Origin of the sequence: Microvirga arabica, from assembly GCF_016811235.1 — a bacterium.
In the GTDB taxonomy this organism is placed as follows: Bacteria; Pseudomonadota; Alphaproteobacteria; order Rhizobiales; family Beijerinckiaceae; genus Microvirga; species Microvirga arabica.
In genome coordinates this window covers 16,814-42,420 of sequence record NZ_JAFBID010000015.1, presented here as the reverse complement: position 1 = coordinate 42,420, position 25,607 = coordinate 16,814, and the positions used below count along the sequence as shown (strand labels likewise).

The 25,607-nt window shown below is 65.1% G+C and carries 21 protein-coding genes; 13 read left to right on the top strand and 8 right to left on the bottom strand.

Annotated elements, in window-relative coordinates; all coding sequences use genetic code 11:
* Positions 1 to 253 precede the first annotated feature (253 nt).
* Positions 254 to 2,500 carry a DNA topoisomerase IV subunit A gene (gene parC / locus JQC81_RS10275; RefSeq protein WP_203271725.1) on the bottom strand — a complete coding sequence of 749 codons (2,247 nt, stop codon included), beginning with the start codon at positions 2,498 to 2,500 and terminating at the stop codon, positions 254 to 256.
* A gap of 66 nt (positions 2,501 to 2,566) precedes the next feature.
* Positions 2,567 to 3,298, bottom strand: coding sequence for a DNA repair protein RecO (recO, locus tag JQC81_RS10270; protein WP_203271724.1), 732 nt, complete (start codon positions 3,296 to 3,298; stop codon positions 2,567 to 2,569).
* Positions 3,299 to 3,494: 196 nt separating this feature from the next.
* Between recO and JQC81_RS33045 the strand changes: the two genes are divergently transcribed.
* Positions 3,495 to 5,435, top strand: a complete 1,941-nt coding sequence (locus JQC81_RS33045) for an OmpA family protein (protein WP_246520339.1) — start codon at positions 3,495 to 3,497, stop codon at positions 5,433 to 5,435.
* Between the two features lie 50 nt (positions 5,436 to 5,485).
* Here the strand turns inward: JQC81_RS33045 and JQC81_RS10260 are convergent, their stop codons facing one another.
* Entirely contained in the window at positions 5,486 to 7,276 is a 1,791-nt protein-coding gene (locus tag JQC81_RS10260; protein WP_203271723.1) for an adenylate/guanylate cyclase domain-containing protein, read from the bottom strand.
* Positions 7,277 to 7,593: 317 nt separating this feature from the next.
* On the opposite strand from JQC81_RS10260, the gene JQC81_RS10255 reads away from it, so the two are divergent.
* Positions 7,594 to 9,342 (top strand): methyl-accepting chemotaxis protein, encoded by a 1,749-nt coding sequence (locus JQC81_RS10255; RefSeq protein ID WP_203271722.1) that lies wholly within the window; start codon positions 7,594 to 7,596, stop codon positions 9,340 to 9,342.
* A gap of 203 nt (positions 9,343 to 9,545) precedes the next feature.
* Here the strand turns inward: JQC81_RS10255 and era are convergent, their stop codons facing one another.
* From era to JQC81_RS10230, 5 genes are all read right to left on the bottom strand, one after another.
* The gene (era, locus tag JQC81_RS10250) at positions 9,546 to 10,460 is read right to left on the bottom strand and encodes a GTPase Era (protein WP_203271721.1); all 915 of its coding nucleotides are present in this window, start codon (positions 10,458 to 10,460) and stop codon (positions 9,546 to 9,548) included.
* Positions 10,447 to 11,157, bottom strand: a complete 711-nt coding sequence (rnc, locus tag JQC81_RS10245) for a ribonuclease III (RefSeq protein WP_203271720.1) — start codon at positions 11,155 to 11,157, stop codon at positions 10,447 to 10,449. The genes era and rnc overlap by 14 nt, the downstream gene beginning before the upstream one ends.
* Positions 11,158 to 11,160: 3 nt before the next feature.
* The gene (gene lepB / locus JQC81_RS10240; protein WP_376772388.1) at positions 11,161 to 11,937 is read right to left on the bottom strand and encodes a signal peptidase I; all 777 of its coding nucleotides are present in this window, start codon (positions 11,935 to 11,937) and stop codon (positions 11,161 to 11,163) included.
* 198 nt (positions 11,938 to 12,135) lie between these two features.
* The gene (acpS, locus tag JQC81_RS10235) at positions 12,136 to 12,534 is read right to left on the bottom strand and encodes a holo-ACP synthase (RefSeq protein ID WP_203271719.1); all 399 of its coding nucleotides are present in this window, start codon (positions 12,532 to 12,534) and stop codon (positions 12,136 to 12,138) included.
* Positions 12,531 to 13,289, bottom strand: a complete 759-nt coding sequence (locus JQC81_RS10230) for a pyridoxine 5'-phosphate synthase (RefSeq protein ID WP_203271718.1) — start codon at positions 13,287 to 13,289, stop codon at positions 12,531 to 12,533. Before JQC81_RS10230 ends, acpS begins: the two co-directional genes overlap by 4 nt.
* Positions 13,290 to 13,926: 637 nt before the next feature.
* On the opposite strand from JQC81_RS10230, the gene rpsF reads away from it, so the two are divergent.
* The 11 genes from rpsF to purF all read left to right on the top strand — a co-directional run bounded on the left by rpsF (position 13,927) and on the right by purF (position 25,601).
* The gene (gene rpsF / locus JQC81_RS10225; protein ID WP_203271717.1) at positions 13,927 to 14,331 is read left to right on the top strand and encodes a 30S ribosomal protein S6; all 405 of its coding nucleotides are present in this window, start codon (positions 13,927 to 13,929) and stop codon (positions 14,329 to 14,331) included.
* 2 nt (positions 14,332 to 14,333) lie between these two features.
* A complete protein-coding gene (rpsR, locus tag JQC81_RS10220; RefSeq protein ID WP_036353512.1) occupies positions 14,334 to 14,594 on the top strand; it encodes a 30S ribosomal protein S18 in 261 nt (86 codons plus the stop codon).
* Between the two features lie 126 nt (positions 14,595 to 14,720).
* Positions 14,721 to 15,683 carry a DUF2232 domain-containing protein gene (locus JQC81_RS10215; RefSeq protein WP_203271716.1) on the top strand — a complete coding sequence of 321 codons (963 nt, stop codon included), beginning with the start codon at positions 14,721 to 14,723 and terminating at the stop codon, positions 15,681 to 15,683.
* A 23-nt stretch (positions 15,684 to 15,706) separates the two neighbouring features.
* The gene (gene rplI, locus JQC81_RS10210) at positions 15,707 to 16,273 is read left to right on the top strand and encodes a 50S ribosomal protein L9 (protein WP_203271715.1); all 567 of its coding nucleotides are present in this window, start codon (positions 15,707 to 15,709) and stop codon (positions 16,271 to 16,273) included.
* Positions 16,274 to 16,531: 258 nt separating this feature from the next.
* Positions 16,532 to 18,025 carry a replicative DNA helicase gene (locus JQC81_RS10205; RefSeq protein WP_203271714.1) on the top strand — a complete coding sequence of 498 codons (1,494 nt, stop codon included), beginning with the start codon at positions 16,532 to 16,534 and terminating at the stop codon, positions 18,023 to 18,025.
* Positions 18,022 to 19,188, top strand: coding sequence for an alanine racemase (gene alr, locus JQC81_RS10200; RefSeq protein ID WP_210347129.1), 1,167 nt, complete (start codon positions 18,022 to 18,024; stop codon positions 19,186 to 19,188). The genes JQC81_RS10205 and alr overlap by 4 nt, the downstream gene beginning before the upstream one ends.
* Complete coding sequence (gene radA / locus JQC81_RS10195; RefSeq protein WP_203271713.1) at positions 19,188 to 20,579, top strand: DNA repair protein RadA; 1,392 nt, start codon at positions 19,188 to 19,190, stop codon at positions 20,577 to 20,579. Before alr ends, radA begins: the two co-directional genes overlap by 1 nt.
* A 146-nt stretch (positions 20,580 to 20,725) precedes the next feature.
* Entirely contained in the window at positions 20,726 to 21,967 is a 1,242-nt protein-coding gene (locus JQC81_RS10190) for a hypothetical protein (protein WP_203271712.1), read from the top strand.
* Positions 21,968 to 22,150: 183 nt separating this feature from the next.
* The gene (curA, locus tag JQC81_RS10185) at positions 22,151 to 23,167 is read left to right on the top strand and encodes an NADPH-dependent curcumin/dihydrocurcumin reductase (RefSeq protein WP_203271711.1); all 1,017 of its coding nucleotides are present in this window, start codon (positions 22,151 to 22,153) and stop codon (positions 23,165 to 23,167) included.
* 226 nt (positions 23,168 to 23,393) lie between these two features.
* Complete coding sequence (locus JQC81_RS10180; RefSeq protein ID WP_203271710.1) at positions 23,394 to 24,002, top strand: CvpA family protein; 609 nt, start codon at positions 23,394 to 23,396, stop codon at positions 24,000 to 24,002.
* Between the two features lie 111 nt (positions 24,003 to 24,113).
* Positions 24,114 to 25,601, top strand: coding sequence for an amidophosphoribosyltransferase (gene purF / locus JQC81_RS10175; RefSeq protein ID WP_203271709.1), 1,488 nt, complete (start codon positions 24,114 to 24,116; stop codon positions 25,599 to 25,601).
* The last annotated feature ends 6 nt before the right edge of the window (positions 25,602 to 25,607 follow it).

Genomic DNA, 25,607 nt, shown 5'->3' with positions numbered 1-25,607 from the left:
AAGACGGGTAGATCCTAACCTGTCATCCCGGACGAAGCGCAGCGCTGTGATCCCGGGGCCGCATAGCGGAGCCCGGGATCCATAAACACGACGGATCGCATTGGGGTACAGACATCGCCGCATCGCCTTGCGTGGCACCGTCAGCGGCTATGGATCCCCGCCTTCGCGGGGATGACAGGGTTGAGGTTTCAGCGCCACGTCCTGAAAGCGATCTCGGATCGGCTTGCGCCGTCCGAGATCGCTGCCTCCTGATTTACTCCCCGAACCTGTTCGACTTCGGGAAGCCCTTCGGCGGCAGCCTGCCGGCCTCGGTGCGGTCGCCCATCCAGTCGCGCAGGTCTTCCCTAGCCACCGTCCAGGTGCGGCCCGAAGTATCCTTCCAGGTCAGGCCTTCCTTGAGCTTGAAGACCTTGGCGTCGGAGACGCCGCCGTCCTTGTAGCGCTGGAGGCGCACGCCCTTGCCGCGGGTCATCTCCGGCACCTGCTTCGCGGGGAAGATCAGGAGCTTGCGGTTCTCGCCGATGATCGCGACATGGTCGCCCTCGGCCTCGGTGCAGACCACCATCCTGGCGGGCGTATCAAGGTTGAGGATCTGCTTGCCCTTGCGGGTGTTGGCCGTGATCTCGTCGGTCGGCACGATGAAGCCGCGACCGTCCGTGCCTGTCACCAGCAGCTTCGAGCCAGCCCGGTACGGGAAGGCCGCGATGAAGTCGGCGCCCTCCTCCAGATCGACCATGAGGCGGATCGGATCGCCGAAGCCGCGGCCGCCGGGGAGCTTGGATGCTTCAAGCGTGAAGAACCGCCCATTGTCCGCCGCCACCACGATCTTCGACGTGGTCTCGGCGAAGAAGGCCGTCTTCAGCTTGTCGTCACCCTTGAACTGGACACCGGAGAGGTCCTCCTGATGGCCCTTCATGGCGCGGATCCAGCCCTTCTCGGACACGATGACCGTGATCGGTTCGCGCTCAATCATGGCCTCCGCGAAGTCGATGTCGGAGGTGTCCGGCGCCTCGGCGAAGGTGGTGCGGCGCTTGCCCAGGGCGGTATCGGGACCGAAGGTCTTGCGGACCTCCTTGATCTCGGCAGAGATTGTCTTCCACTGCACCTTTTCGGAGCCGAGAAGCTCCTCGATTTTCGCCTTTTCGTCCTGCAGGTTCTTCTGCTCGCGCTTGAGCTCCATCTCCTCGAGCTTGCGCAAGCTCCGCAGGCGCGTGTCGAGGATGGCGTTGGCCTGCACTTCGGTGAGCTGGAAGACGCGCATCAGCTCCTGCTTCGGCTCGTCCTCCTCGCGGATGATTTTGATCACCCGGTCGAGGTCGAGATAGACGATGAGCAGGCCGCCCAGGATCTCCAGGCGCCGGTCGATGGCAGCTAGGCGGAAGCCCGAACGGCGGATCAGCACTTCGCGGCGATGGTCGAGCCATTCGCGCAGGCATTCGGCGAGGCTCAAAACCTTCGGCACCTTGCCGCCGGCGAGCACGTTCACGTTCATCGGAACGCGGCTCTCGAGCTCGGTGAGCTTGAAGAGCGATTCCATCAGGATGATCGGATCGACCGTCTTGGCGCGGGGCTCGAGCACCACGCGGATGTCCTCGGCGGATTCATCGCGCACGTCGGCCAGCAGCGGCAGCTTCTTTTCCTGCAGCAGCTCGGCGATCTTCTCGATCAGGCGCGATTTCGGCACCGCATAGGGAATCTCGGTGACGACGATCTGCCAGTTGCCGCGCCCGAGATCCTCCTTCGCCCAGCGGGCTCGCACCCGGAACGAGCCGCGGCCCGTGCGGTAGGTCTCGGCCATGGCGGCGGGCGTGTCGACGATGATGCCGCCGGTGGGCAGGTCCGGCCCCGGCACGTACTGCATCAGCTGTTCGGAGGTGGCGCCCGGCTTCGCGATCAGGTGCAGGGCCGCGTCGCAGAGTTCGGCGGCGTTGTGCGGCGGGATCGAGGTCGCCATGCCGACCGCGATGCCCTGCGAGCCGTTGGCCAGCAGGTTCGGAAAGGCGGCCGGCAGCACCACCGGCTCCTCGTTCGCCTGATCGTAGGTCTCGCGGAAGTCGACCGAATCCTCGTCGATGCCCTCCAGCAGCAGGCGCGCCACTTCCGTCATGCGCGCTTCGGTGTAGCGCATGGCCGCGGCACCATCGCCGTCGATGTTGCCGAAATTGCCCTGCCCGTCCGCCAGCGGATAGCGCTGGGCGAAATCCTGCGCCATGCGCACCAGGGCCTCGTAGATCGACTGGTCGCCGTGCGGGTGGAACTGACCCATCACGTCGCCGACGATGCGGGCGCATTTCTTGGGCGCCGACTTCGGGTCGAGCCTCAGGAGCCGCATGGCATGCAGGATGCGCCGGTGCACGGGTTTGAGCCCGTCGCGGGCGTCCGGCAGGGCCCGGTGCATGATGGTGGAGAGCGCATACGCGAGATAGCGCTCCTCCAGGGCATCCTTGAGGTTGATGTTCTCGATCTCGCCCCCTGACGGCGGATTGACCGGCTTACCCATAACTCGAAATCCTTAAGTGCGAATCGCTTCTTATCATCTGAAAAGAGAACATAACAGAAACAAACATCATTCGTCCCCAGCCGTGGCCAGTGCGACGAAACGCGCCCGCTCCTCCGGCGCCCGCTGCCCCTGGGGGCCGAAGACATTCTGATGCAGGAAGAAGTCCGTGAGCGCAAATCCGGCCCGGATGTCCTCCTCCCGGGGCCGGTTCGCCTTCGTCTGGCCGATCAGAAAGCCGGGCAGCTTGAGCAGCCGGTCCTTGTAGGGCTCGCCCGCCTCCGCACAGACCGCCCGCCCGCTGCGGGGCGACACATAGGTCAGGTCCCGCTCGGTCCCGGTGGCTGCGCAGCTCGTGAGATCGAGACCGAAGCCGAGTTCCGTGAGCATGGCAAGCTCGAAGCGCACGAACAAAGCCGGGGCGAGATCGGGGTCGTCCAGATGGTCCACCAGGACGGTGAGCGTCTCGAAAAGGGCGAAATGCGGGTCGCGCTCCGGGAAGTAGCGCAGGAGATGGGCCAGCGTCGACAGGCCATAGAGCGCCATGGACGAGCCCATGAGGCGCGCGGCGCGCAGGTTCAGGCCCTCCACCTGATAGGTGCCCAGATGCTCGTCGAGCCTGGCCCGCCACGTCGCCTGCACGGTGTTGCCCGGCTGGAGAACGGCCTGAAGGGTCTTGGAGCGCCCGCCATGGACCAGCCCCAGATGCCGGCCGTGCTCGCGCGTCATCAGCTCGAGGATGACGCTCGACTCGCCGTGCTTGCGGACGCCGAGAACGACGCCGTCGTCAGTCCAGTGCATCGGTCGCAGGGCCTTCGAACAAGAGATCTGCCGGAATCCTGATGTAAGCATTCAGGGGGCATTCAGCCATGTTTTTCAACGATATCCGGCAACTTCTAAAATTCTGTTGCAAAAGCGGAATCCGCCACGAGGGGAACCAAAATTCCCCCTTCACATTGTCGAACACCTTAGTGTGTCTAGTGATGAATCGAGAACCATGAAACTCTCCAACCTGTTTCTTGCGAGCACCGCCCTTCCTCTGATGCTGCTGCCGGCGAACGTGTCGGCTCTCCAGCCGGAAGCCGCGACGCCCATTGTCGTCGCCCAGGCTGGACCGAGCGCCGAGGAAGATGATCAACCCGGCGTCCGTCGGAGACCGCGAGAGGGCGCGGATTCGCCGCGCGGCGGCGGCGAGGGTCAGGAGCGCCGGCAGGAGCGCAGGCAGGGCGGCCAAGATGCCGGTGGCCCCGGCGCCTCCGAAGAGCGCGGCCAGCGCCCGCCGCGCGGCGCAGGCCCGGCGGAGCGTGGCGGTCCCGACGGACCGCGCGGCTCCCGCGCCACCGAATCCGAGGATGCCCCGCCGCCGCGTCGCGGCGCGGCCCAACCTGCCGAGCGGCCTACCCCCCCCTCCGGCACCACACCGGCCACGCCGGCGCGTCCTGCCCAGGGAGAGCCTGCGGAACGCGCCCGGCCTTCCGCCGAGACGCCGGACCGCCCGAACCGTCCGGCTGCCCAAGAGCGTGAGCGTAACCGGGATCGTCCCGCCGCCGAGCGCGAGCGGCCCCGCCAGCCGTCGCCTGCGGCCGAAACTCCGCCGAGCACTCCTGCTCCGGCGGCCCAGCCGGCCACGCCTCCGGCACCGGCCCAGCAGCGGCCTGCCGCGGGAACCCCTCGCCCAGCCGATGCAGAGCAGCCGGCCCGTGCCGGCGACAGCGAGCGGCCCGACCGTAATCGTCCGGACCGTGACCGGCAGGACCGCCAGCGCGCCCGCGACCAGCGTCCGGGTCAGGATACGCCCGCCACGACCACAGCCCCGACGGCTCCGGCGACGCCTGCACCTTCGGCCCCGACGGCAGCGCCCACGGCTCCAACCCCTGCGCCTGCAGCCCCGACAACGGCTGCACCAGCAGCTCCCGCTCCGGCCACACGGGCCCTGCCGACGGCTCCAGCCGCGCCGGTCCAGAGCGCGCCTCAACAGGCCGGTCCTGCCGCGGCCCAGCCGCTGGACGCCTCCCGCGTCCGCATCGAGGACCTGCGCCGCGAGCGCCGGGAGCGCCGTGAAGGCGGCCGCCTGATCATCGAAGAGCCCGGCAACCGGACGATCATCCGTCAGGGCGATGAGGTCATCATCCGCCATGATGAGACCCTGCGCTTCCGCCGGGCCTATCGCGACGCCGACGTTCGTGTGGAGCGGCGCGCCGGGAACGAGGAAGTTACCATCGTGCGCCGCCCCGACGGCTCGGAGATCGTCACCGTGCGCGACGAGGACGGCAACCTCATCCGCCGTATCCGACGCGAGCCCGCCGGACAGGAGGTCGTGCTGATCGAGAACCGGCGCCGCGGCGTCGAGCGCCGCCCGGGCTACGGCTACATGGAGGAGGAGGTCATCCGCCTGCCGCCTCCCACGGTGCGCATCCCGCGGGAGGAGTACATCGTCGAGACTGAGCGGGCCTCGCGGGCCGATATCGTCGAAGCCTTCACGGCTCCGCCCGTGGAGCGCGTCGAACGGGCCTATACCCTCGACGAGGTTCGCCGCAGTCAGCCTCTGCGTGAGCGCATGCGGCGGGTGGATCTCAATGCCGTCACCTTCGAGTTCGGCTCCTGGGAACTTCCCCCGGACCAGATCGATGCGCTGAGCACAATTGCAGCGGGCCTGCGCGAGGCGATCTCCCGCAACCCGAACGAGATCTTCCTGGTCGAAGGTCACACGGATGCGGTCGGGGCGGACGAGGACAACCTGACTCTCTCCGACCGTCGCGCCGAGACCATCGCGACGATCCTGACGGAGCGCTTCCAGATCCCCGCCGAGAATCTGACCACTCAGGGCTACGGCGAGCAGTATCTGAAGGTGGCGTCGCAGGGACCGGAGCGGGAGAACCGCCGCGTGACCCTGCGCCGGATCACCCCGTTGCTCCAGGGACAAGCCCAGCAGCAGTAACGACAAGGACCGGGAGGGTGCTCACCCTCCCGGTTTTCATTTCGAGACTTCTATTCCGGCAGGCCCGCCTGCCGCAGACCCTCGGCGAACCGGCTCATCACTTCCTTGCTGAAGGCCATCGCCTGGAGGATGTCGACGATCCGGATCCCGGGATAGCCTTTCACCAGCTCAGCGACGCATTCCCGCGCCCTGTCGGGCTCTCCCGCCAGGGCATAGGCCGGCGCGAGCGTGCGATGAATCCAGGCGGTCCTCGGCTTGCTCATGAGCGCCTTCTCCTGCCACTGCGCGGCAAGGTCGTAGCGCTTGGCGATGAAGTGGGCGCAGCCGATTCCCATCTCGCAATTGAACGCCATCGGGTCGAACGGGCTCAGGCGCAGGGACCGCTCGAAATGCTCGATCGCGACCTCGGGGTCGTCATGGTAGTTGTGCAGCCAGCCGCTGCGGTTCCAGGCCCAGGCCGAGTTCGGATCCAGCGACAGCGCACGCTCCAGCATCGCCGTGGCGCGCTGGAATTCCCGGGTGATCGTCAGGGCCGCGCCAAGCACGGTGAGGATGAACGGATCCTCGTGGGCCAGGGCGGCTGCGGCTTGCGCCTGGCGCAGGGTCTCGCGCTTGTCTTCTTGCAGGTTCTTCGACCAGTTGTAGACAATGCGCTGGCCACGACACCAGGCCGCCATGGCCATGGCAAGCGGGTAGCCTGGATCGAGGAGAAGCGCCTTGTCCAGGAGCCGGGCCGCCTCCTTGTTGGCCTCGTATTCCAGTGCCCACACATAGGGAAGCGCGCGCATGACGAGGTCGTAGGCATCGAGATTCTCTGGTCGCTTGCGCCTGGCCCGCTCGATCTCGGCGCTTCTGATCGATGGCTGGATCGACCCCACGACACTGGCGGTGATCCGGTCCTGGAGATCGAAGACATCCTCGACCACGCCGTCGTAATGCTCGGCCCAGAGATGCATCCCGGTGCTCGCATCGACAAGCTGCGCGGTGATCCGGATTCTCGGGCCCGAGCGCCTGACGCTGCCCTCCAGCACATAGCGGACGCCGAGTTCCCGGCCGATCTGCTGCACGCTGACCGTACGCCCCTTGTAGGTGAAGGTGGAATTCCGGGCGATGACGAAGAACGACTTGAAGCGCGACAGGGCCGCGATGATGTCCTCGACGATGCCATCGGCGAAGTACTCCTGCTCGGGGTCCCGGCTGATGTTCACGAAGGGCAGAACCGCGATGGAAGGCCCTTCCTGGCGGGCGCCGGAGGGCCGACGATCTCCCGACCGCTGCGCCGTGTCCATTCCTTCCAGGAGGCAGAAAACCCTGATCGGCCGCCCGATATTCTTGAACTGATGCTCCCCCTTGTCGTCGAACTCATAGGGAAGCTTGCCTCTGACCTCGTCATAGACCTTTCCCGACAGGCAGATGCCGCCGGGCAGCGCCATCTTCTGCAGCCGGGATGCAATGTTCACGCCGTCGCCGAAGATGTCGCCGTCCTCCTCGACCATGATGTCGCCGATGTTGATGCCGACGCGAAGCTGAAGGGGCTTGGCGTCCGCCTTGCCGGAGGTTCCCGCCCCAGAACTTCCGGCAAGGGCCTCCTGCAGGTCGACGGCGCAGCGAACGGCCTCGACGGGACTTGCAAACTCGACCAGGAACCCATCCCCGATCGTTTTCACCAGTCTTCCGTGATGGGCGCGAATGCGGGGCTCGATGATCTGACGCCGGAGATCCCTGAGGCGGCTGAGAGTGCCTTCCTCGTCTTTGGACATGAGATCGGAATAGCCCACCACGTCAGCGGCAAGGACAGCTGCGAGACGCCTTTGCGCCGTCTGGTCAGAAGGGCTGCTCATGGCCTCTCCGGGACGTCGACGCTGAAACGGCAGGAACGCAACGTCAGGAAGGCTGTGTCCGGGGACGAACCGGCTTTCCATCAACTTTCATGTTAAAGCCCTGGGGTTCATCTGGTTGCGTCGAAAAAGCGCTGAAAACCTCGTAAAACAACGGATTTCCATCTGCGGGAACACAGCCGGACCTCGAGAGCTGCCCCTCGCTTGCTCATCCATGTGCAGGTTGTGGCGAAAAGAGACGAAACATCGTGAAGTATTGTCTCTTCCTTAATGTTTCCGGGTGACGCTGGGTTAAGCATGAAAAGAATGGAAGCCCGGCGATGTTTGGTATTCTGCGGCGTGCTCCACAGACAGATGCCCTGAGCGGGACGGTTCAGGCTGCATCGGAGGAAGAAACGCCCCCGGTCACCCGCGAGAGCCGCCTCGACACCGAGGTGGTGGACTCGCTGGAAGCCGATGTTCTGAAAGCCATCGAGGGCGTCACGCGGGCCATCGCGGTGGCGGCATCCGACGTGGCAGCCGTGGAGAAGGACCTAGCCGAGATCCGCGGCCATGCCGGTGAGCTGGCCTCCTCGGGCAAGACCGCATCGGCCGAAAGCCTCTCGCTCGCCTCGTCGACCGAGGAGCTCGCCGTCACGTCGTCCGAGATCGGCCGCTCGATGGAGCATGCGAGCGCGCGGATCGACAACGCGATCCAGGCTGCCCAGAAGGCCAGCGATTTGATCCTGCAACTGTCCGCTGCGACTGCGGAAATCGTCGGCATCGTCGACACGATCTCGGCGGTGGCGCGCCAGACGAACCTTCTCGCTCTCAACGCCACCATCGAGGCGGCCCGGGCCGGCGAGGCCGGCAAGGGCTTTGCCGTGGTGGCGAGCGAAGTGAAGGTGCTGTCCACCCAGACCGGCAAGGCCGCCGACGACATCCGCCAGCGCATCGACCGCCTGCGCGAAACGGCCCAGGCCTCGACTGGCGCGGTGACGGAGGTAGTGGAGGCGGTCCAGGGCGTCCGCCCTGTCTTCGACACCGTGCGCGGCGCCGTCGGGGAGCAGAATTCCGCCATCAGCGAGGCGTCACGCTTGGCCGGCGTGACCTCCGCCAGCGTCGCCAAGGTGAGCGAGCGCGCAGGCGACGTGGATTCCATCTCCCTGAATGCCAGCGCCAGGGCCCACGAGGCCGATCAGGCCACCCGGAAGGCGGACGGATTGGCCAAGGCCCTCGGGCAGCGTTTCGTCACCGTTATCCGCCAGAGCGAGATCGGCGACAGGCGCAGGGCGGACCGGTTCCCCGTCGAGCGCGCGGCGACGCTCTGGATCGCGCAGCGCAGCGTTTCCTCCCGGCTGATCGACGTCAGCTCCGGTGGCCTGCTCATGGCGGCCGTTACGGGCGTCGATGCGAGGACCGGTACGCCGGTTGAGATCGATATCCAGCACCTGGGCCGCGTCAGCGCCAGGATCGTGGCTGTCAGCCCCATGGGCATCCATTGCTGCTTCGACCGGCTCAACGACGAGGCTCGTGTCCGCATCGACGGTTTCGTCGCGCAGGTGGAAGCAAGCTACCGGCCGCGCATCCTGCTCGCCCAGGAGACCGCCCGTCAGGTGGAGATGCTGATCGAGCAGGCGGTGGCCGACGGCCGAGTCTCGCGGGACAGCGTCTTCGATACGGATTACCGGCTGATTCCGGGCACGGACCCGGTCCAGTACGGCACGGCCTATCTGCCGGTGTTCGAGACGCTCCTGCCGCCGATCCTCGAAAAGGTCCTGGCCTCGGATGCCGCGATGGCTTTCTGCCTTGCCATCGACCGCAACGGATATATCCCGGTGCACAACCGGATCTACTCGCAGCCGCAACGGGCGGGCGATCCGGTGTGGAACGCCGCGAATGCCCGCAACAAGCGCATCTTCGACGACCGCGCCGGCATCACGGCAGCCCGCTCCACCCGGCCCTTCATCGTGCAGGCCTATGCCCGCGACATGGGCGGCGGCAAGATCGTCATGATGCAGGAGGTGGACGCGCCGATCCGTGTTCTCGGCCGGCACTGGGGCGGCTTGCGAACGGCGTACCGGGCCTAAAGGCATCGAGCCGAACGCACGAAGCCTGATACGACAACCTTTGACGTCATGGCCGGGCTTGTCCCGGCCATCCCGATGCTGAGAGGCGCCGCGCTTCAAGCAATCGGATCACCGGCACAAGGCTCGTGATGACGAAGGAACTAGCTATCCGTGCAAAGCCTATAGCTGCGTCTTGTTGATGGACCAGAAATCCAGATGCTGCGCTAACCGCGCGGGAACTCCAGGCCCATCTCCCGGTAGCGCTCGGGATCGTCGCTCCAGTTCTCGCGCACCTTCACGAAGAGGAACAGGTGCACGGGGGTCTCGGCGATCTCGGCGATCTCCTTGCGGGCTAACTGGCCGATGGCCTTGATGGTCTGGCCGCCCTTGCCGAGCACGATCTTGCGTTGGCTGTCGCGCTCCACGAACACGGTCTGCTCGATGCGCACCGAACCGTCGGGCCGCACCTGCCACTGATCGGTCTCGACCGTCGACTCGTAGGGCAGCTCCTCGTGCAGGCGCTCGTAGATCTTCTCGCGGGTGATCTCGGCCGCCAGCATGCGCAGGGGCGCGTCGGAAATTTGGTCCTCCGGATAGAGCCATGGCCCTTCCGGCATCATCTGGGCAAGCTGGCGCTTCATGGTCTCGATGCCGTCGCCCTTGAGGGCCGAGATCATGAAGGTATGGGCGAACGGCACCTGCTCGTTGAGCTTGGCCGCCATCTCCAGAAGCTTGGAGCGCTCGATCAGGTCGATCTTGTTGAGGATCAGGACCTTCTGGCGTTTCAGCTCGGACAGCTTGGCGAGGATCGCCTCGGCCTCCTCGTCGATGCCCTTGCGCACGTCGAGCAGGAGGGCGATCACGTCCGCATCGCCCGCGCTGCCCCAGGCCGAGGTGACCATGGCGCGGTCGAGACGGCGCTTCGGCTTGAAGATGCCGGGCGTGTCCACGAACACGATCTGCGCCTCGCCCTCGATGGCGATGCCGCGCACCAGCGCGCGCGTGGTCTGCACCTTGCGGGACACGATCGAGACTTTGGAGCCGACGAGCGAGTTCAGCAGCGTCGACTTGCCGGCATTCGGGGCGCCGATGAGAGCGACGAAACCGGCCTTGGTTTGGGTTTGCTCAGGCTGTTCCATGCTCTTCCTCCGTCCAGACACCCTCTCTCAAGAGAAGGCTCCGCGCCGCCGCCTGTTCCGCGATGCGCTTCGATGTGCCGAGGCCGAACTCGGTTTCCGCTCCCTTGACCTTCACCATCACGCGGAACTTGGGCGCGTGGTCCGGTCCGGTCTGCTCGACGATGGCGTAGGTCGGGGGCGGCAGGCCACGCCCTTGAGCCCATTCCTGCAGGGCACTCTTGGGATCGCGCAAGGGGCGGCGGGGCGCCTCCAGCAATGGCTGGAACGCGCGCTCGACCACGCTGCGGGCAGCATCGTAGCCGCCATCCAGGAAGACGGCGCCGATGATGGCCTCGCACACATCCGCCAGAATGGTCTGGTTGCGCCGCTCGCCCGCATGCGCCTCGCCGGCGCCGAGCTTGAGGTAGGGTCCGACATCCCACGCGATGGCAATTTCGGCGCAGCTCTCGCGCCGCACCAGTTCCGCCAGACGCCGGGACAACTCGCCCTCGGGGGCGCCCGGAAAGGTGCGGTAGAGCAGGTCGGCGATGGCGAGGCCGAGCACCCGGTCGCCCAGGAATTCCAGTCTCTGATAGCTTTGCCCATCGGCCTTGGGGGCGCTGACATGGGTCAGCGCTTCGTCCAGGAGTGCAGGGTTTTCAAAGCGGTAGTCGAGCTTGTTCAGAAGCTCATCGAGTTTCGGCTTGCGACGTGCCACGGGTCAGCGGATCCCCTCGAAGAGACGGTTCCAGCGGATCTTCTGCGGCCATTCCCACGGACGCCACAGGGATGCGGTCTCGTCGATCGAGAAGAAGATGATTTCGGCGCGGCCCACGAGATTCTCGAACGGCACCTGCCCGACGCTCGCCTCGTCGCGGGAATCGGTGGAGTTGTCCCGGTTGTCACCCATCATGAAGAAGTGGCCGGGCTGCACCGTGTAGACATTGGTGTTGTCCCAGTAGCCGCGGTCGGCATCGCGCTCGATGACGTTGTAGGTCACGCCGCCGGGCAGGGTCTCCCGGAACTGCGGAACGCTGATGGTGCGGCCGTAGAGGTCGGTGGTCTTGTAATCCTCGACGCGCTCGCGCTGAATCGGCTGGCCGTTGATGTGCAGCACGCCGCTGATCACCTGGATCTTGTCGCCGGGCAGCCCGATCACGCGTTTGATGTAGTCCGTCGAGTTGTCCTTCGGCAGCTTGAACACAGCGATCTCGCCGCGCTTGGGCTCGGAGCCGAAGATGCGGCCGGAGAAGAGGCCCGGGCTGAAGGGAATCGAGTGCTTGGAATAGCCGTAGGAATACTTGGAGACGAACAGGTAATCGCCGATCAGCAGGGTCGGGATGAGAGAGCCCGATGGGATGTTGAAGGGCTGGAACAGCACGGTGCGCACGACCACCGCGATCAGAAGGGCCTGGATGATGACCTTGATCGTTTCCCAGAGGCCGCCTTCTTCGTTCTTCACGGTGCTACCTACGTATTTGCCGGTTTTTTCGCTCACGTCGCTCGACCTATGCTCTTTGAAGGGGCAGTCACTGCCGCCTTCCTGTGCTGTGACAGTCGAGAGGGGTTTGCACTCAGCCCCGGGTGCAAGCCTCTCTCGATATCGTCGTTACGGCGTCTGATTGCGACCCGGAAGGCCGCTTTGCCGCGCCATGCTCTAACCTAAGCCGCGCCCTGCCGCAACGCAGCCCCCGTTTCAGGCGGGCAGCGCCTCAATGATCACGAAGGCCTGGGCCATGGGTGGGTCGTCAGTCAAGGACACGTGGACCACCGCCTTGTGCCCCTCGGGTGTCATAGCCTGCAGGCGCTCCAAGGCACCTCCCGTCAGGCGCATGGTCGGGCGCCCGCCGGGCAGGTTAACCACCTCCATGTCGCGCCAGAAGACGCCATGGCTAAGGCCTGTCCCTAAGGCCTTGGCGCAGGCCTCCTTGGCGGCGAAGCGGCGGGCATAAGAAGGAGCCCGGGCGGCCCGGCGGTCGCTCCTGGCCCGCTCGCCCTCCGTATAGACGCGGTGCGTGAAGCGGTCGCCGAAGCGTTCGATGGACTTCTCGATCCGCCGGATGTCGCAGAGATCGGACCCGATGCCGAGGATCATGCCGGCACCTGTGCCCGGCCCTCGTCCATGGCGGCGCGCATGGCCCGCACGGCCTCGTCGAGCCCCATGAAGATCGCCTCGCCGATGAGGGAATGGCCGATATTGAGCTCCACGATCTGCGGAATGGCCGCCACCGGCCGCACCGAGGCGAGATCGAGTCCGTGGCCGGCATGGATCTCGAGGCCGATCCTCGCTCCGTGCTCGGCCGCCCGTCGCAGGCGCTCCAACTCATGGGCGATTCTGGCCTCGTCGCCTTCGACAACGGCCTCGCAATAGGTGCCGGTATGAAGCTCGACGACAGGCGCCTGCAAATCGCAGGCGGCGTCCATGACCTCCACCTCCGGCTCGACGAACAGCGACACGCGGATGCCCTCGCCTTTCAGTTCCTTGATCACCGGACGCAGATGGGCATGGCCACCGACGATGTCGAGCCCGCCTTCGGTGGTGCGCTCCTCGCGCTTCTCCGGCACGAGGCAGGCCGCATGAGGATGGAGCCGGGTAGCGAGGCTCACCATCTCGGAGGTAGCGGCCATCTCGAAGTTGAGCGGCACGAAAAGCTGGCGCTTCAGCCGCTCCATGTCCTGGTCGCGGATATGCCTCCGGTCCTCGCGCAGATGGGCCGTGATCCCGTCGGCGCCGGCCAGAACCGCCAGATGGGCGGCCCGGATCGGATCGGGATGGACGCCGCCGCGGGCGTTCCGGACGGTGGCGACGTGATCGATGTTGACGCCGAGGCGCAGAGAAGGAGCGTTCATAAGGGTGTTTGTAGCAGAGAGCGGCTCATTTCCTAGATGTTACCGGACCCGAGCGGATGTCACTCAACCTAATTATCAGTTGCAGCGGCAAGCCCCAGTTTATAGTAACTAAGTTACGATAGAGTGAGTTGTTCCGGGGCAATGCTACGCACTTTTACATTGATCATCGTCAGCCTTGTGACGTCCTTCTGGCTTTGGATGGTTGCGATAGCTGTTCTGACGAATTGGGGACCTGAGGAGAATGGATTCGCCATGGCTCTTGCTATGGCGGCCACCGGGCCATTCCTCTTGTTCGCCTTGCCTGCCCTCCTCTTGCTTTGAGAAGAAGGTTCGTGGGGCTTGCCCTAGCCCTCGCGCTTTTTTCTCTCATCTCCATTGCCTTGGTAGCCTGATGCTTGCCTTCCCGGCCCAAATCGCCTATAGCCCCCGCTTCGCGTTCGCTCCGGCCGGGGGCTGAACGGACGGTATGGCTTGGCCATGCAGGGACTTCGGTCCCGTCGTCCCGTGTCTCCGCCTTCGACAATCGCTCGGGCCTTGCAGGCTCGAAGGGCTTGGCGCCGATCGGATGCGCGAAACGGCCGAGACACTCGTCAAAACAGTGCAAGGCTTGAAACTCAAACCCTGAGAAAGGCCCACTATGCCTCTCTATGAGCATATCTTCATGGCTCGCCAGGATGTCACCCCGCAGCAGGTCGAGGCTATGGTCGACCAGTACAAGGGTGTCATCGAGCAGAACGGCGGCAGCGTTGACAAGACCGAGATGTGGGGCGTGAAGTCCCTCGCCTACCGCATCAAGAAGAACCGCAAGGCGCATTTCACGATGTTCAACCTCAACGCTCCGGCTCCGGCCGTGGCCGAGATGGAACGTCAGATGCGCATCAACGAAGACATCCTTCGCTTCATGACCATCAAGGTCGAAGAGCTCGAGACCGAGCCGTCCGTGATGATGCAGAAGCGCGACCGCGACGAGCGCAAGGACCGCGAGCGCCGTGAGCGCGACGGCGGCGGCTTCGATGGCGCCGGCGAAGGCGAGGAGGCTTAATCATGGCATTTGGTGCAACCGGTGGAGCCGCTGGCGGCGGCCGTCGTCCGTTCTTCCGTCGTCGCAAGACCTGCCCGTTCTCGGGCCCCAACGCGCCGAAGATCGACTACAAGGACACGAAGCTCCTGTCCCGCTACATTTCCGAGCGCGGCAAGATCGTTCCGTCCCGCATCACGGCCGTGTCGGCCAAGAAGCAGCGTGAGCTCGCCCAGGCGATCAAGCGCGCCCGCTTCCTGGGCCTCCTGCCCTACGTGATCCGCTAAGCAAGACCCTGCGGGCCGCCACGAGCGGCCCGCATCCTTAACCAGATCGCCCAGCGGTGAAACTCCGCCGGGTCAGTTGAGGCAAAAGCCTCTAACCCTGCCGATGAGCAGCGGGACAGCGAGACGATGAATTTTGTAGCAACAGGCATAGGCGCGGGCCTCGTATCAGCCCTCCTGACCGCGGTGATCGTGAAAGCGACGCCGCTGGCGGCCATGCTGTACCTGCTCGCCCCCATTCCCGTCCTAATCGTGTCCCTCGGCTGGGATCACCGCTCCGGCCTCGTAGCGGCCGTCGTGGGCGGCCTCGCCATCGCGCTCATCCTGTCCCCCCTCAGCGGCATCGGCTTCGCGCTGATCACCGCCCTGCCCGCCTGGTGGCTGTCCTACCTCGCCCTGCTCGGGCGCCCCGGACAGGACGGGACCATGGAATGGTACCCGGTTGGACGGCTTCTGGCCTGGGCCGCAGCAACCGCTGCCCTGACAATCATCGCTGCTGGCGTGATCTCGACGGGCGGCGACTACGGCGCCTTCGCCCAGAACACCCGCGACGTGGCCGAGGCCTTCGTGAACGCCCAGTTCGCCGCCACGGGCGAAGGGGCTCTCGATGCCGAGACCCGCGAGCAGCTGATCGCCATCTTCTCGCGGCTGACGTCGTTCCTGTCGGCGCAGGGCTTCGTGACCATTCTGGCGCTCTATCTCTGGGCCGCCGGCCGGATTGTCCTGGCGTCCAAGCGCCTGCCGCGCCCCTGGCCGCCTGTGCCGGAGCTGGTGATGCCTCGCTCCGCCGGGCTGATCCTGATCGGGGCCCTCATTCTGGCAAACTTCGACGGCTTCATCGGCGCGCTGGGCCTGGCCCTGTCGGGCGCGTTCCTGATGGCCTTTGCCCTGCAGGGCCTCGCCGCAGTCCATGACCGCACCCGCGGCAAGTCGGGCCGGGCGTTCCTTCTGAGCGCCATGTACGTCCTGATCTTCGTCACCCAGGGCATCCTGATGGTGGCCCTGGCCCTCTTCGGCATTGCCGATTCCACCTTCGGCCTGCGCCGCCGCTTCGGCACGCGGCCGACTCCGCCTCCAACCCTTTCCACCTGATCACGAACCTAAAGGAGACAACCATGGAAGTGATCCTTCTCGAGCGCGTCGCAAAGCTCGGCCAGATGGGCGAGACCGTGAAGGTCCGCTCGGGCTATGCCCGCAACTTCCTCCTGCCGCGCGGCAAGGCTCTGCGCGCCACCGAGGCCAACAAGAAGCACTTCGACGCTCAGCGCGCCCAGCTTGAGGCCCGCAACCTTGAGCGCCGCAAGGAAGCTGAGACCGTCGGCGAGAAGCTGAACGGCCAGAGCTTCATCATCCTGCGCCAGTCGGGCGAGACCGGTGTGCTCTACGGCTCGGTCTCCACCCGCGACCTCGCCGAGATCATGACCCAGAACGGCTTCACGGTCGATCGCAACCAGATCGCCATCAACCAGCCGATCAAGACCATCGGCCTGCACGCTGTGCCGGTCGCCCTCCATCCGGAGGTCGAGGTTCAGGTGACGATCAACGTCGCCCGCAGCCCCGAGGAAGCCGAGCGCCAGGCGCGCGGCGAGGCGGTCACGACCCGCGAGGAAACCAACCTCGACGATCTCGGCCTTGAAGTCGGCGCGGCCCTGGCCGAAGCTGGCGGCGACGACGAGCTCTAAGCTGGAGCGGTTGATCCAGTTCTTGCTTTGTTCTAAAATGGCGCTCTCCGTCGATTCGACGGGGAGCGTTTTTCTTTGCGGTTTCCGGCTTGCGGGAGAGTCAAGGCGGAACGCCCGCGAAAAGATGGACGGTGTGAGAATCGAGGACAGCGAGGACAGTTCGGACACAACTCCGGCTTCGTGTCCGCACGGCAACCTTTAGGACACCAATTGCGGTCTAAGAGACTCTAACCCTTCTCCTGTTTCCCGGAGCGCCGGATGGCCACCGCCAACGCCCTGATCGCCCGTCTTGAGACCGCCGAACCGCAGTTTCGGACGCCCCCCAGCAACATCGAGGCTGAACAGGCCCTGCTGGGCGCGATCCTGGTCAACAACGATGCCTATTACCGGGTCTCCGACTTCCTCGAAGCCGTCCATTTCATCGAGGATCTGCACAGGCGGATCTACGAGGTCGCCACGAGCCTGATCAAGGCCGGCAAGGTCGCGACCCCGATCACCATGAAGACGTTCCTGGGCGATCAGGATCTCGGCGGCATCACGGTATCGCAATATCTTGCACGTCTTGCGGCCGAGGCGACCACCGTCATCAACGCGGAGGATTACGGACGCGCCATCTACGACCTCGCGATCCGCCGGAACCTGATCAATATCGGCGAGGACATGGTGAACGTCGCCTTCGACGCCCCTGTGGACTCCTCGCCTCGCGAACAGATTGAGGAGGCCGAGCGGCGCCTCTATGCGATTGCCGAAACCGGCCGCTACGACGGCGGTTTCCAGCGCTTCTCCGATGCGCTCACCGCCGCCATCGACATGGCGGCCGCCGCCTACAAGCGCGAGGGTGCCCTGTCGGGCATTTCTACCGGCCTGAAGGATCTCGACAAGGCCCTGGGCGGCCTCCAGCCCTCCGACTTGGTGATCCTCGCCGGACGCCCGGCCATGGGTAAGACCTCGCTGGTGACGAATATCGCGTTCAACATCGCCAAGGCCTACCGGGCCGAGAAGCAGCAGGACGGCAACCTGAAAACCGTCAATGGCGGCATCGTGGGCTTCTTCTCCCTCGAAATGTCGGCGGAGCAGCTCGCCACCCGTATCATCGCCGAACAGTCGGGCGTGCCCTCCTACAAGATCCGCCGCGGCGACATGCGCGAGGATGATTTCTACAAGATCACCGAAGCCGCCCGCGAGATGCAGTCGATTCCCTTCTATATCGACCAGACCGGCGGCATCTCGATCGCGCAGCTCGCCGCCCGCGCGCGGCGCCTCAAGCGCCAGCGCGGCCTCGACGTGCTGATCGTCGACTACCTGCAGCTCCTCTCCGGTTCCTCCAAGAAGGGCGAGAACCGCGTGCAGGAATTGACGGAGATCACCACCGGCCTCAAGGCGCTCGCCAAGGAGCTGTCGGTTCCGCTGGTCGCCCTGTCACAGCTCTCCCGTCAGGTGGAATCGCGCGACGACAAGCGGCCGCAGCTCGCTGACCTTCGTGAATCCGGCTCGATCGAGCAGGACGCGGACGTGGTCATGTTCGTTTACCGCGACGAGTACTATTTGAAGAACAAGGAGCCGAAGCCCGGCACCGAGGAATACTTCAAGTGGCAGTCGGAGATGGACCAGGTTCACGGCAAGGCCGAAGTCATCATCGGCAAGCAGCGTCACGGACCCACCGGCACCGTGCAGCTGGCCTTCCAGGCCGACATCACCCGCTTCACCGACCTTGCGGATGAAGACAAACTTCCCGATCGGATTGGCGATTGACCAAGCTTAATTCTCAGACCAACAGCACCGGCGACATCCGCGAACAAGCTGCCGGCGGTGTCCTTCACATCGACCTTGACGCCCTGGCGGCGAACTGGCGCACACTGCGCGACCACGCCGGTAGCGCCGAGACAGCGGCCGTCGTCAAGGCGAACGCCTATGGCACCGGCATCGAGAAGGCCGTTCCTGCCCTCAGCCAAGCTGGCTGCCGCACCTTCTTCGTGGCACATTTGAGCGAGGCGATCCGTGCGCGAGCGGTTGCCCCTGAAGCGATGATCTATGTGCTGAACGGGCTCTTCACCGGCACCTCCCCCACTTACGCTGAACACGATCTGCGCCCGGTGCTCGGCTCCTTCGAGGAGATCGAGGAATGGGTCGGGTTCTGCCGGGCTCAAAGCCGCAAGCTGAAGGCCGCGATCCATGTGGATACCGGCATGAACCGCCTCGGGCTCACGGTACAGCAGGGCCTGACGCTGAAGGACCGGGGCGACCTTGAGGACTTCGGGAACGCCCTGCTCATGAGCCATTTCGTGAGCGCCGAGGAGAGCGACAACCCGCTGAATGCTCAGCAGATCGAAGCCTTCGAGGCTGTGCGTTCGTCGCTGCCGGACATTCCGGCTTCGCTGCCCAACTCCTCTGGCATCTTCCTGCGCAACAAGCCCGCCTACGAGCTGGTGCGCCCCGGCTATGCCCTCTATGGCGGCAATCCGACGCCAAGCCGCGACAACCCGATGCGTCCGGTCGTTCGCCTCGAAGGCCGCATCGTACAGCTGCGCTGGGTCGAGGCGGAGCACACCGTGGGCTATAACGGCCGCTGGCTCGCATTGGAGAAGCGCCGCATCGCGACGCTCTCGGTGGGCTATGCGGACGGCTATCCGCGCGCGGCGAGCGCGCGGGGCAAGAGCGGCGAGGCGCTGCTCGCCGGCATGGCGCTGGTCGCCGGACAAAGCTGCTCCTTCGCCGGCAATGTCTCCATGGACCTGATCACCGTGGATGTCACGGACGTGCCGGAGGGCCGGGTGAAACGCGGCGACACGGTCACGCTGATCGGCGGCGAGCTGACCGTCGACGAGGTCGGCCGCCGCGCCGGCACCATCGGGTACGAAATCCTGACCAATCTCGGTGCGCGCTACGCCCGTGCCTATCGCGGGGGAGAAGGCTGATGGCCAAGCAGCGTCACCCCGCCTTCACGTGCCAGGAATGCGGCGCGGTCTATAACCGCTGGAAGGGGAAGTGCGAGGCCTGCGGCGGCTGGAACACCATCGTCGAAGAGACAGGGCCCGCCGCCACCCGCCCCTCGCGCGCCAAGGGCCGGATCTTCCCCCTCGAAGGCCTCCAGGGCGAGACCAAGGAAGCCCCGCGCACGCCCTCGGGGATCGCCGAGCTCGACCGGGTGACCGGCGGCGGCTTCGTGCATGGCTCTATCATCCTGCTCGGCGGCGATCCCGGCATCGGCAAGTCCACCCTCCTGATGCAGGCCTCGGCGGCGCTGGCCATGCGCGGCGAGCGCGTGGCCTATATCTCGGGCGAGGAGGCGGTGGCCCAGGTGCGCCTGCGCGCCGAGCGCCTTGGCCTCGGTCAGGCGCCCGTCGAACTCGCCTCCGAGACCAATGTCGAGGACATCATCGCCACCTTGAGCCAGGGCCGCCCACCCGCGCTCGCCATCATCGACTCGATCCAGACCATGTGGACCGAGACGGTGGAATCGGCCCCCGGCACGGTGACCCAGGTGCGCGGCTCGGCCCAGGCGCTGATCCGCTTCGCCAAGACCACCGGCACTGCGGTTATTTTGGTGGGCCACGTCACCAAGGACGGTCAGATCGCCGGCCCCCGCGTGGTCGAGCACATGGTCGATGCGGTGGTATCGTTCGAGGGCGACACCGGTCATCACTTCCGGATCATGCGCGCCGTGAAGAACCGCTTCGGACCAACCGATGAGATCGGCGTGTTCGAAATGTCCGATCAGGGCCTGCGCGAGGTGCCGAACCCCTCCGAGCTGTTTCTCGCCGGCCGCGACATGGCGACGGCCGGTACGGCCGTGTTCGCCGGCATGGAGGGCACGCGCCCGCTCCTCGTCGAGATCCAGGCCCTCGTCGCCCCATCCTCCCTCGGCACACCCCGCCGCGCCGTGGTGGGCTGGGATCAGAGCCGTCTGTCCATGGTGCTGGCGGTGCTGGAGGCCCATGGCGGCCTCAAGCTCGGCATGCACGACGTCTATCTCAACGTCGCCGGCGGCCTGCGCATCACCGAGCCTGCTGCGGATCTAGCGGCAGCCGCCGCCCTGGTCTCCTCCCTCTCGGGCAATCCCCTGCCGCCCGATACCGTCTATTTCGGCGAGATGGGCCTCTCCGGCGCTATCCGACCCGTCGCCCAGGAGCAGGCGCGGCTAAAAGAAGCGGCCAAGCTCGGTTTCTCGAGTGCGGTCTCGCCGCAGCCGAGGCTGGACAAGGCCAAGGGCTCGAAGAGCGAGCGGCTTCCCCTGGCTACCTCGGCGATAGGCCATATCACCGATCTCGTGGCAGGCATTGCAGCGCGGCGTCGAAAGGCATCGTAGGCGAACTCGGCCGGGTGGCCACGACTAGGCTGTTTAGCCAAGTTGGCACATTAGAACAGTTCGATAGACCTTTACTGAGGACCCTACCCTTTCGGCTACCTCGGCGGGGCAACTGGTAACATTGAGAAAGTTTATAAGGAACAACAATGGCTTCGATCGTTATTCAGCCGAATATAGACGTTCAAGAAAATCCAGAAACCGGTAAGGTTATCGCGACACTTAGCGTCACCGGCGGCGTAGGGAATGAAGATTTTGACTACGAACTCATTGGAGAGCTAGGCGATTATTTCTACATCCAGGGCAAAGAACTCCGCATTAAGAATGGAGTTCTGTTCAATTTCGAAACGTTGACTTCGAAATCCTTCGAACTTGAGATCAAGGCAACGAGCAAGGCTACAGAGAACCCGAGCACGGTCGATGAGACAGCGTTGACGACCGTCAACGTCATCGACGTCAATGAAGCCCCGACCGACATCGTAGTGACCGGCGGCACCATCTCCGAAGCCACGTCCGTGGGAACCGTCGTCGCTACGCTAGCGACCGTCGATCCCGATGCCGCCGACCAGGGCGCCACCTTCACCTACAGCCTCGTCGATGCGCAGGGCAATGCAGCCACCAGCCCCTTCTTCACGCTCGAGGGCAATTCGATCAAGCTGAGCGCCAGCCTCGACGACCAAGTCGGCCCTCAGATTCTGTACGTGAAGGTTGCCGATCCGCAGGATTCCAGCCTCTTCCGCATCGAGCAGGTCACAATCACCGTCACGAACTCTCCCGAGGCGAAGACAGGCACGAACAAGAACGACCGGCTCGTCGGCACTGCCGATATGGACATTCTCAACGGCCTCGGCGGCAACGACACGATCTTCGGACTTGCCGGCAACGACATCATCAATGGCGGCGCAGGCAAGGACAAGCTCTACGGCGGTGACGGCCAGGACACCTTCGTGTTTGATACGGCCGTGAAGAAGGGTCATTTCGACCAGATCATGGACTTCAAGGCATCCGACGACACGATCCAGATCAGCCTGGCGGCCCTCAAGGCCTTCAAGGTGAAGGGTCCGAAGGTGAGCGATGTCCAGGCGAAGAAGGGTTCCGACGACAAGGGCAAGCCGGACGATAAGGGCGGCGGTCGCCCCGACAAGGGCTCGAAGAAATCCGTCGGCTTCGACAAGATCTTCAAAAAGGGCGAGAAGCTCGAGAAGAAGTTCTTCAACGTCGGGACCAAGCTCAACGACACCCCGGACGGTTCGAACGATTACGTCTTCTACAACAAGAAGAACGGCTTCGTTTACCTGGACGTGGATGGCTCGGGCAAAGGCAAGGGCATCGAGATCCTCAAGGTGAAGCCCGGCACCACGCTCACCGCCGACGACTTCCTGTTCATGTAAGCAAGAGCGTTCAGGCCTTTCCAGGCCCCGGCAGGCATGCCGGGGCCTTCTTCTTTGTGACGGCGGCTTTCGGCGACGTTCGTGGCTTGACGCTGCTGCCCTGCGCCCCCAACCGTTAAGAGGCCTTTCGTTGCATGCCTCTGCGGCAATCGCAGCATCAGCACGGTTTCAGGAGCCTCATCGGTGTCAGAACAAAATCTCCAGATCCTCCTCGCCTCACGTCCCACCGGCCGCCCCTCCCACGATAATTTCAGGCTCGTGCGCACGCCCGTTCCCACTCCCGACGACGGTCAGGTGCTGCTGAAAATCCGCTACCTCTCCCTCGATCCATACATGCGGGGCCGCATGAGTGCTGCGAAATCCTACGCGGCGGCGGTGGAGATCGGTCAGGTCATGGAGGCCGGCACGGTGGCCGAGGTTCTGGAGAGCCGCCATCCCGACTACAAGCCCGGCGACATGGTCCTGTCCTATTCCGGCTGGCAGTCCTATGCGGTTGCGGATGCCAAGGCCCTTCGCAAGCTCGACCCGAACCAGGCACCCGTCACGACGGCGCTTGGCGTTCTCGGCATGCCGGGCTTCACGGCTTACGCAGGTCTTTTGACCCTCGGGCAGCCCAAGCCGGGCGAGACAGTCGTCGTGGCTGCAGCGAGCGGCCCCGTCGGCTCCGCCGTCGGGCAGATCGCGAAGATCATGGGAGCCCGGGCTATCGGCATCGCCGGCGGACCTGAAAAATGCGCACTGGTGCGGCACGAGTTCGGCTTCGATGCCGCGCTCGACCACCGTTCGCCCACCTTTGCCGAGGATCTTCGGGCGGCATGCCCGGACGGTATCGACGTCTATTTCGAGAATGTGGGCGGCAAGGTCTGGGACGCGGTCTTTCCCCTACTCAACACCTTCGCCCGCATTCCGGTCTGCGGTCTGATCGCACAATACAATGCGACGGGGCCGTTCGAAGGCCCGGATCGCCTGCCTGTCCTCATGCGCGACGTGCTCACCAAGAGCCTGACCATCCGCGGCTTCATCCAGCGCGAGTTCAGCGCCCAGTATCCCGCGTTCCTGCGGGACATGGGCGGATGGATCGCGGACGGGCGGGTCAAGTACAAGGAGGACATCGTCCAAGGGCTTGAGAGCGCGCCGGAAGCCTTCATCGGCCTGCTGGAGGGCCGGAACTTCGGCAAGCTGATCATTGAGTTAGGCTGATTTGCTCTGTGTCATCCCCGGCGGGTGTAGTCCGGGAAGGGGATCCATGGCGCTGAGCCTGATCGTCGATTCCCTTCCTCTCCGCTTCGCATCCTCACGGGAATGACGCCTGAGCGTTGTCTGCCGAGTTTCCCCGGGGTGACGAAAGCCTTTCTTAACGCTATAGAGCCAGGCTTCGAACCCGCAAAGGCGGCTCCACCCCTGTTCACCTGCGTAGGCCCGGCCCATGCCCTTTTCCGTTCTGGACCTCGTCGTCATCGGTATCGTCCTGATCTCGGCTCTTCTTGCTGCCGTGCGCGGCTTCACCCGCGAGGTGCTCGCCATCGTGGCCTGGGTGGTGGCCGCTGCGGCTGCCTGGTATCTGCACCCGACCGCCCTGCCCATCGCCCAGCAGTACATCAGCAGCAACACGGTTGCGCTGGTGGCTTCCATCGGGGCGATCTTCGTCATCACCCTGATCATCGTGTCGATCATCACGGTGCAGATCTCCGACCTGATCCTCGATTCCCGCATCGGCGCCCTCGACCGGACGCTCGGCCTGTTCTTCGGCGCGGCGCGCGGCTTCCTGATCTGCGTGATCGGCTGGGCCTTCCTGAGCTGGCTGCTCCAGGGCAAGGAGCCCGAATGGGCGACCGCCTCCAAGACCCGCCCGGCCATGGAGAACACCCGCGACAACATCATCGCCATGCTGCCGGAGAACGCCGAGGCCCTGATCCAGCGCCTGCGCAACAAGGATGCTGCGCCAGAAGCCGAACCGACCGAGCCCGATCCGCAGCGTCCGGCACAGCCTGCTCCGACTTCTCCGGCACCCCAGGCTCCGCAACGGCGCAGCTGAGTTCGAGACAATCACGTTTCGAACAGCGCCAGAATAGGCGTTGGCGTTTGGGCTGAGGATGACTACATAGGGGCGGCGCCGGTGCGGGCGCGAATCCCAAAGGTATGATCGATGTCTGCTTTGTCTGAGACGTGGCAGGTCACCCCGAAGCAGGTGAACCTCGACCTCGACGGCGATACCCTGCGCGAAGAATGCGGCGTCTTCGGCATCTACGGGCACCCGGACGCGGCGGCCATCACGGCGCTGGGCCTCCATGCCCTGCAGCACCGGGGCCAGGAGGCGGCCGGCATCGTCACCTTCAACGGGTCGGTCTTCAACTCCGAGCGCAGGCTCGGCCTCGTGGGCGACAACTTCTCCGACCGGGCGACCATCGAGCGCCTGGAAGGCATCTCGGCCATCGGCCACACCCGCTACTCGACCACCGGCGAGACGGTGCTGCGCAACGTGCAGCCGCTCTTCGCCGAGCTTGACGGCGGCGGGTTCGCGGTGGCCCATAACGGCAATCTCACCAATGGCCTGACGCTGCGCCGCAACCTGATCCGCGACGGAGCCATCTGCCAGTCCACCACCGACACGGAGGTGATCGTCCACCTGGTCGCCCGCAGCCGCAAGGAGCGGGTCATCGACCGCTTCGTCGAGGCGATCCAGAAGATCGAGGGCGCCTTCGCCCTGGTGGCGCTCACCAACAAGAAGCTGATCGGCGCCCGCGATCCCTTGGGTATTCGCCCGCTGGTGTTGGGCGAGCTCGACGGCCGCTACATCCTCGCCTCCGAGACCTGTGCCCTCGACATCATCGGCGCCCGCTTCGTCCGCGACATCGAGAACGGCGAATGCGTGGTGATCTCGGATGAGGGCATCGAGTCCTTCCGCTACGCGCCGCAGGTGGCGCCCCGCCCCGATATCTTCGAGTACATCTACTTCGCCCGGCCGGATTCCATCGTGAACGGCCGCAGCGTCTATGAAATCCGCAAGGGCATGGGCCGCGAGTTGGCCATGGAGTCCCCGGCCGATGCGGACGTGGTGATTCCGGTGCCGGATTCCGGCGTGCCGGCCGCACTCGGCTATGCCCAGACCTGCGGGCTGCCTTACGAGCTCGGCATCATCCGCAACCACTACGTCGGCCGCACCTTCATCCAGCCGACCCAGTCGGTGCGCGAGCTCGGCGTGCGCATGAAGCACTCGGCCAACCGCGCGGCGATTGCGGGCAAGCGCATCGTGCTCGTGGACGACAGCCTCGTGCGCGGCACCACCTCGGTGAAGATCGTGCGCATGATGCGCGAGGCCGGCGCCAAGGAGGTGCACTTCCGCATCTCCAGCCCGCCGATCACGCATCCGGATTTCTACGGCATCGACACGCCGGAGAAGGAGAAGCTGCTCGCCGCCACCCATGACCTGGAGCAGATGCGCCAGTATATCGGGGCCGACTCGCTCGCCTTCCTGTCCATCGAGGGCGTGTACCGCGCCATGGGCGAGACGGGCCGCAATGCCGCGCAGCCGCAATTCACCGACCATTGCTTTACGGGCGATTACCCGACGCCGCTGACGGACCTCACCGTCGCCACCCCGCGCCGTCTCGCGGTTCTCGCCGAAGCCGACTGAGGAACC

Bases quoted from the DNA above. Each gene is read 5' to 3' on its own strand.
- JQC81_RS10260 (WP_203271723.1), bottom strand. From the start codon at position 7,276: ATGAGCAGCCCTTCTGACCAGACGGCGCAAAGGCGTCTCGCAGCTGTC.
- era (WP_203271721.1), bottom strand. From the start codon at position 10,460: ATGGAACAGCCTGAGCAAACCCAAACCAAGGCCGGTTTCGTCGCTCTC.
- recO (WP_203271724.1), bottom strand. From the start codon at position 3,298: ATGCACTGGACTGACGACGGCGTCGTTCTCGGCGTCCGCAAGCACGGC.
- purF (WP_203271709.1), top strand. From the start codon at position 24,114: ATGTCTGCTTTGTCTGAGACGTGGCAGGTCACCCCGAAGCAGGTGAAC.
- JQC81_RS10255 (WP_203271722.1), top strand. From the start codon at position 7,594: ATGTTTGGTATTCTGCGGCGTGCTCCACAGACAGATGCCCTGAGCGGG.
- radA (WP_203271713.1), top strand. From the start codon at position 19,188: ATGGCCAAGCAGCGTCACCCCGCCTTCACGTGCCAGGAATGCGGCGCG.
- JQC81_RS10190 (WP_203271712.1), top strand. From the start codon at position 20,726: ATGGCTTCGATCGTTATTCAGCCGAATATAGACGTTCAAGAAAATCCA.
- parC (WP_203271725.1), bottom strand. From the start codon at position 2,500: ATGGGTAAGCCGGTCAATCCGCCGTCAGGGGGCGAGATCGAGAACATC.
- acpS (WP_203271719.1), bottom strand. From the start codon at position 12,534: ATGATCCTCGGCATCGGGTCCGATCTCTGCGACATCCGGCGGATCGAG.
- JQC81_RS10180 (WP_203271710.1), top strand. From the start codon at position 23,394: ATGCCCTTTTCCGTTCTGGACCTCGTCGTCATCGGTATCGTCCTGATC.
- JQC81_RS10230 (WP_203271718.1), bottom strand. From the start codon at position 13,289: ATGAACGCTCCTTCTCTGCGCCTCGGCGTCAACATCGATCACGTCGCC.
- JQC81_RS10205 (WP_203271714.1), top strand. From the start codon at position 16,532: ATGGCCACCGCCAACGCCCTGATCGCCCGTCTTGAGACCGCCGAACCG.
- JQC81_RS10215 (WP_203271716.1), top strand. From the start codon at position 14,721: ATGAATTTTGTAGCAACAGGCATAGGCGCGGGCCTCGTATCAGCCCTC.
- rpsF (WP_203271717.1), top strand. From the start codon at position 13,927: ATGCCTCTCTATGAGCATATCTTCATGGCTCGCCAGGATGTCACCCCG.
- rpsR (WP_036353512.1), top strand. From the start codon at position 14,334: ATGGCATTTGGTGCAACCGGTGGAGCCGCTGGCGGCGGCCGTCGTCCG.
- rplI (WP_203271715.1), top strand. From the start codon at position 15,707: ATGGAAGTGATCCTTCTCGAGCGCGTCGCAAAGCTCGGCCAGATGGGC.
- JQC81_RS33045 (WP_246520339.1), top strand. From the start codon at position 3,495: ATGAAACTCTCCAACCTGTTTCTTGCGAGCACCGCCCTTCCTCTGATG.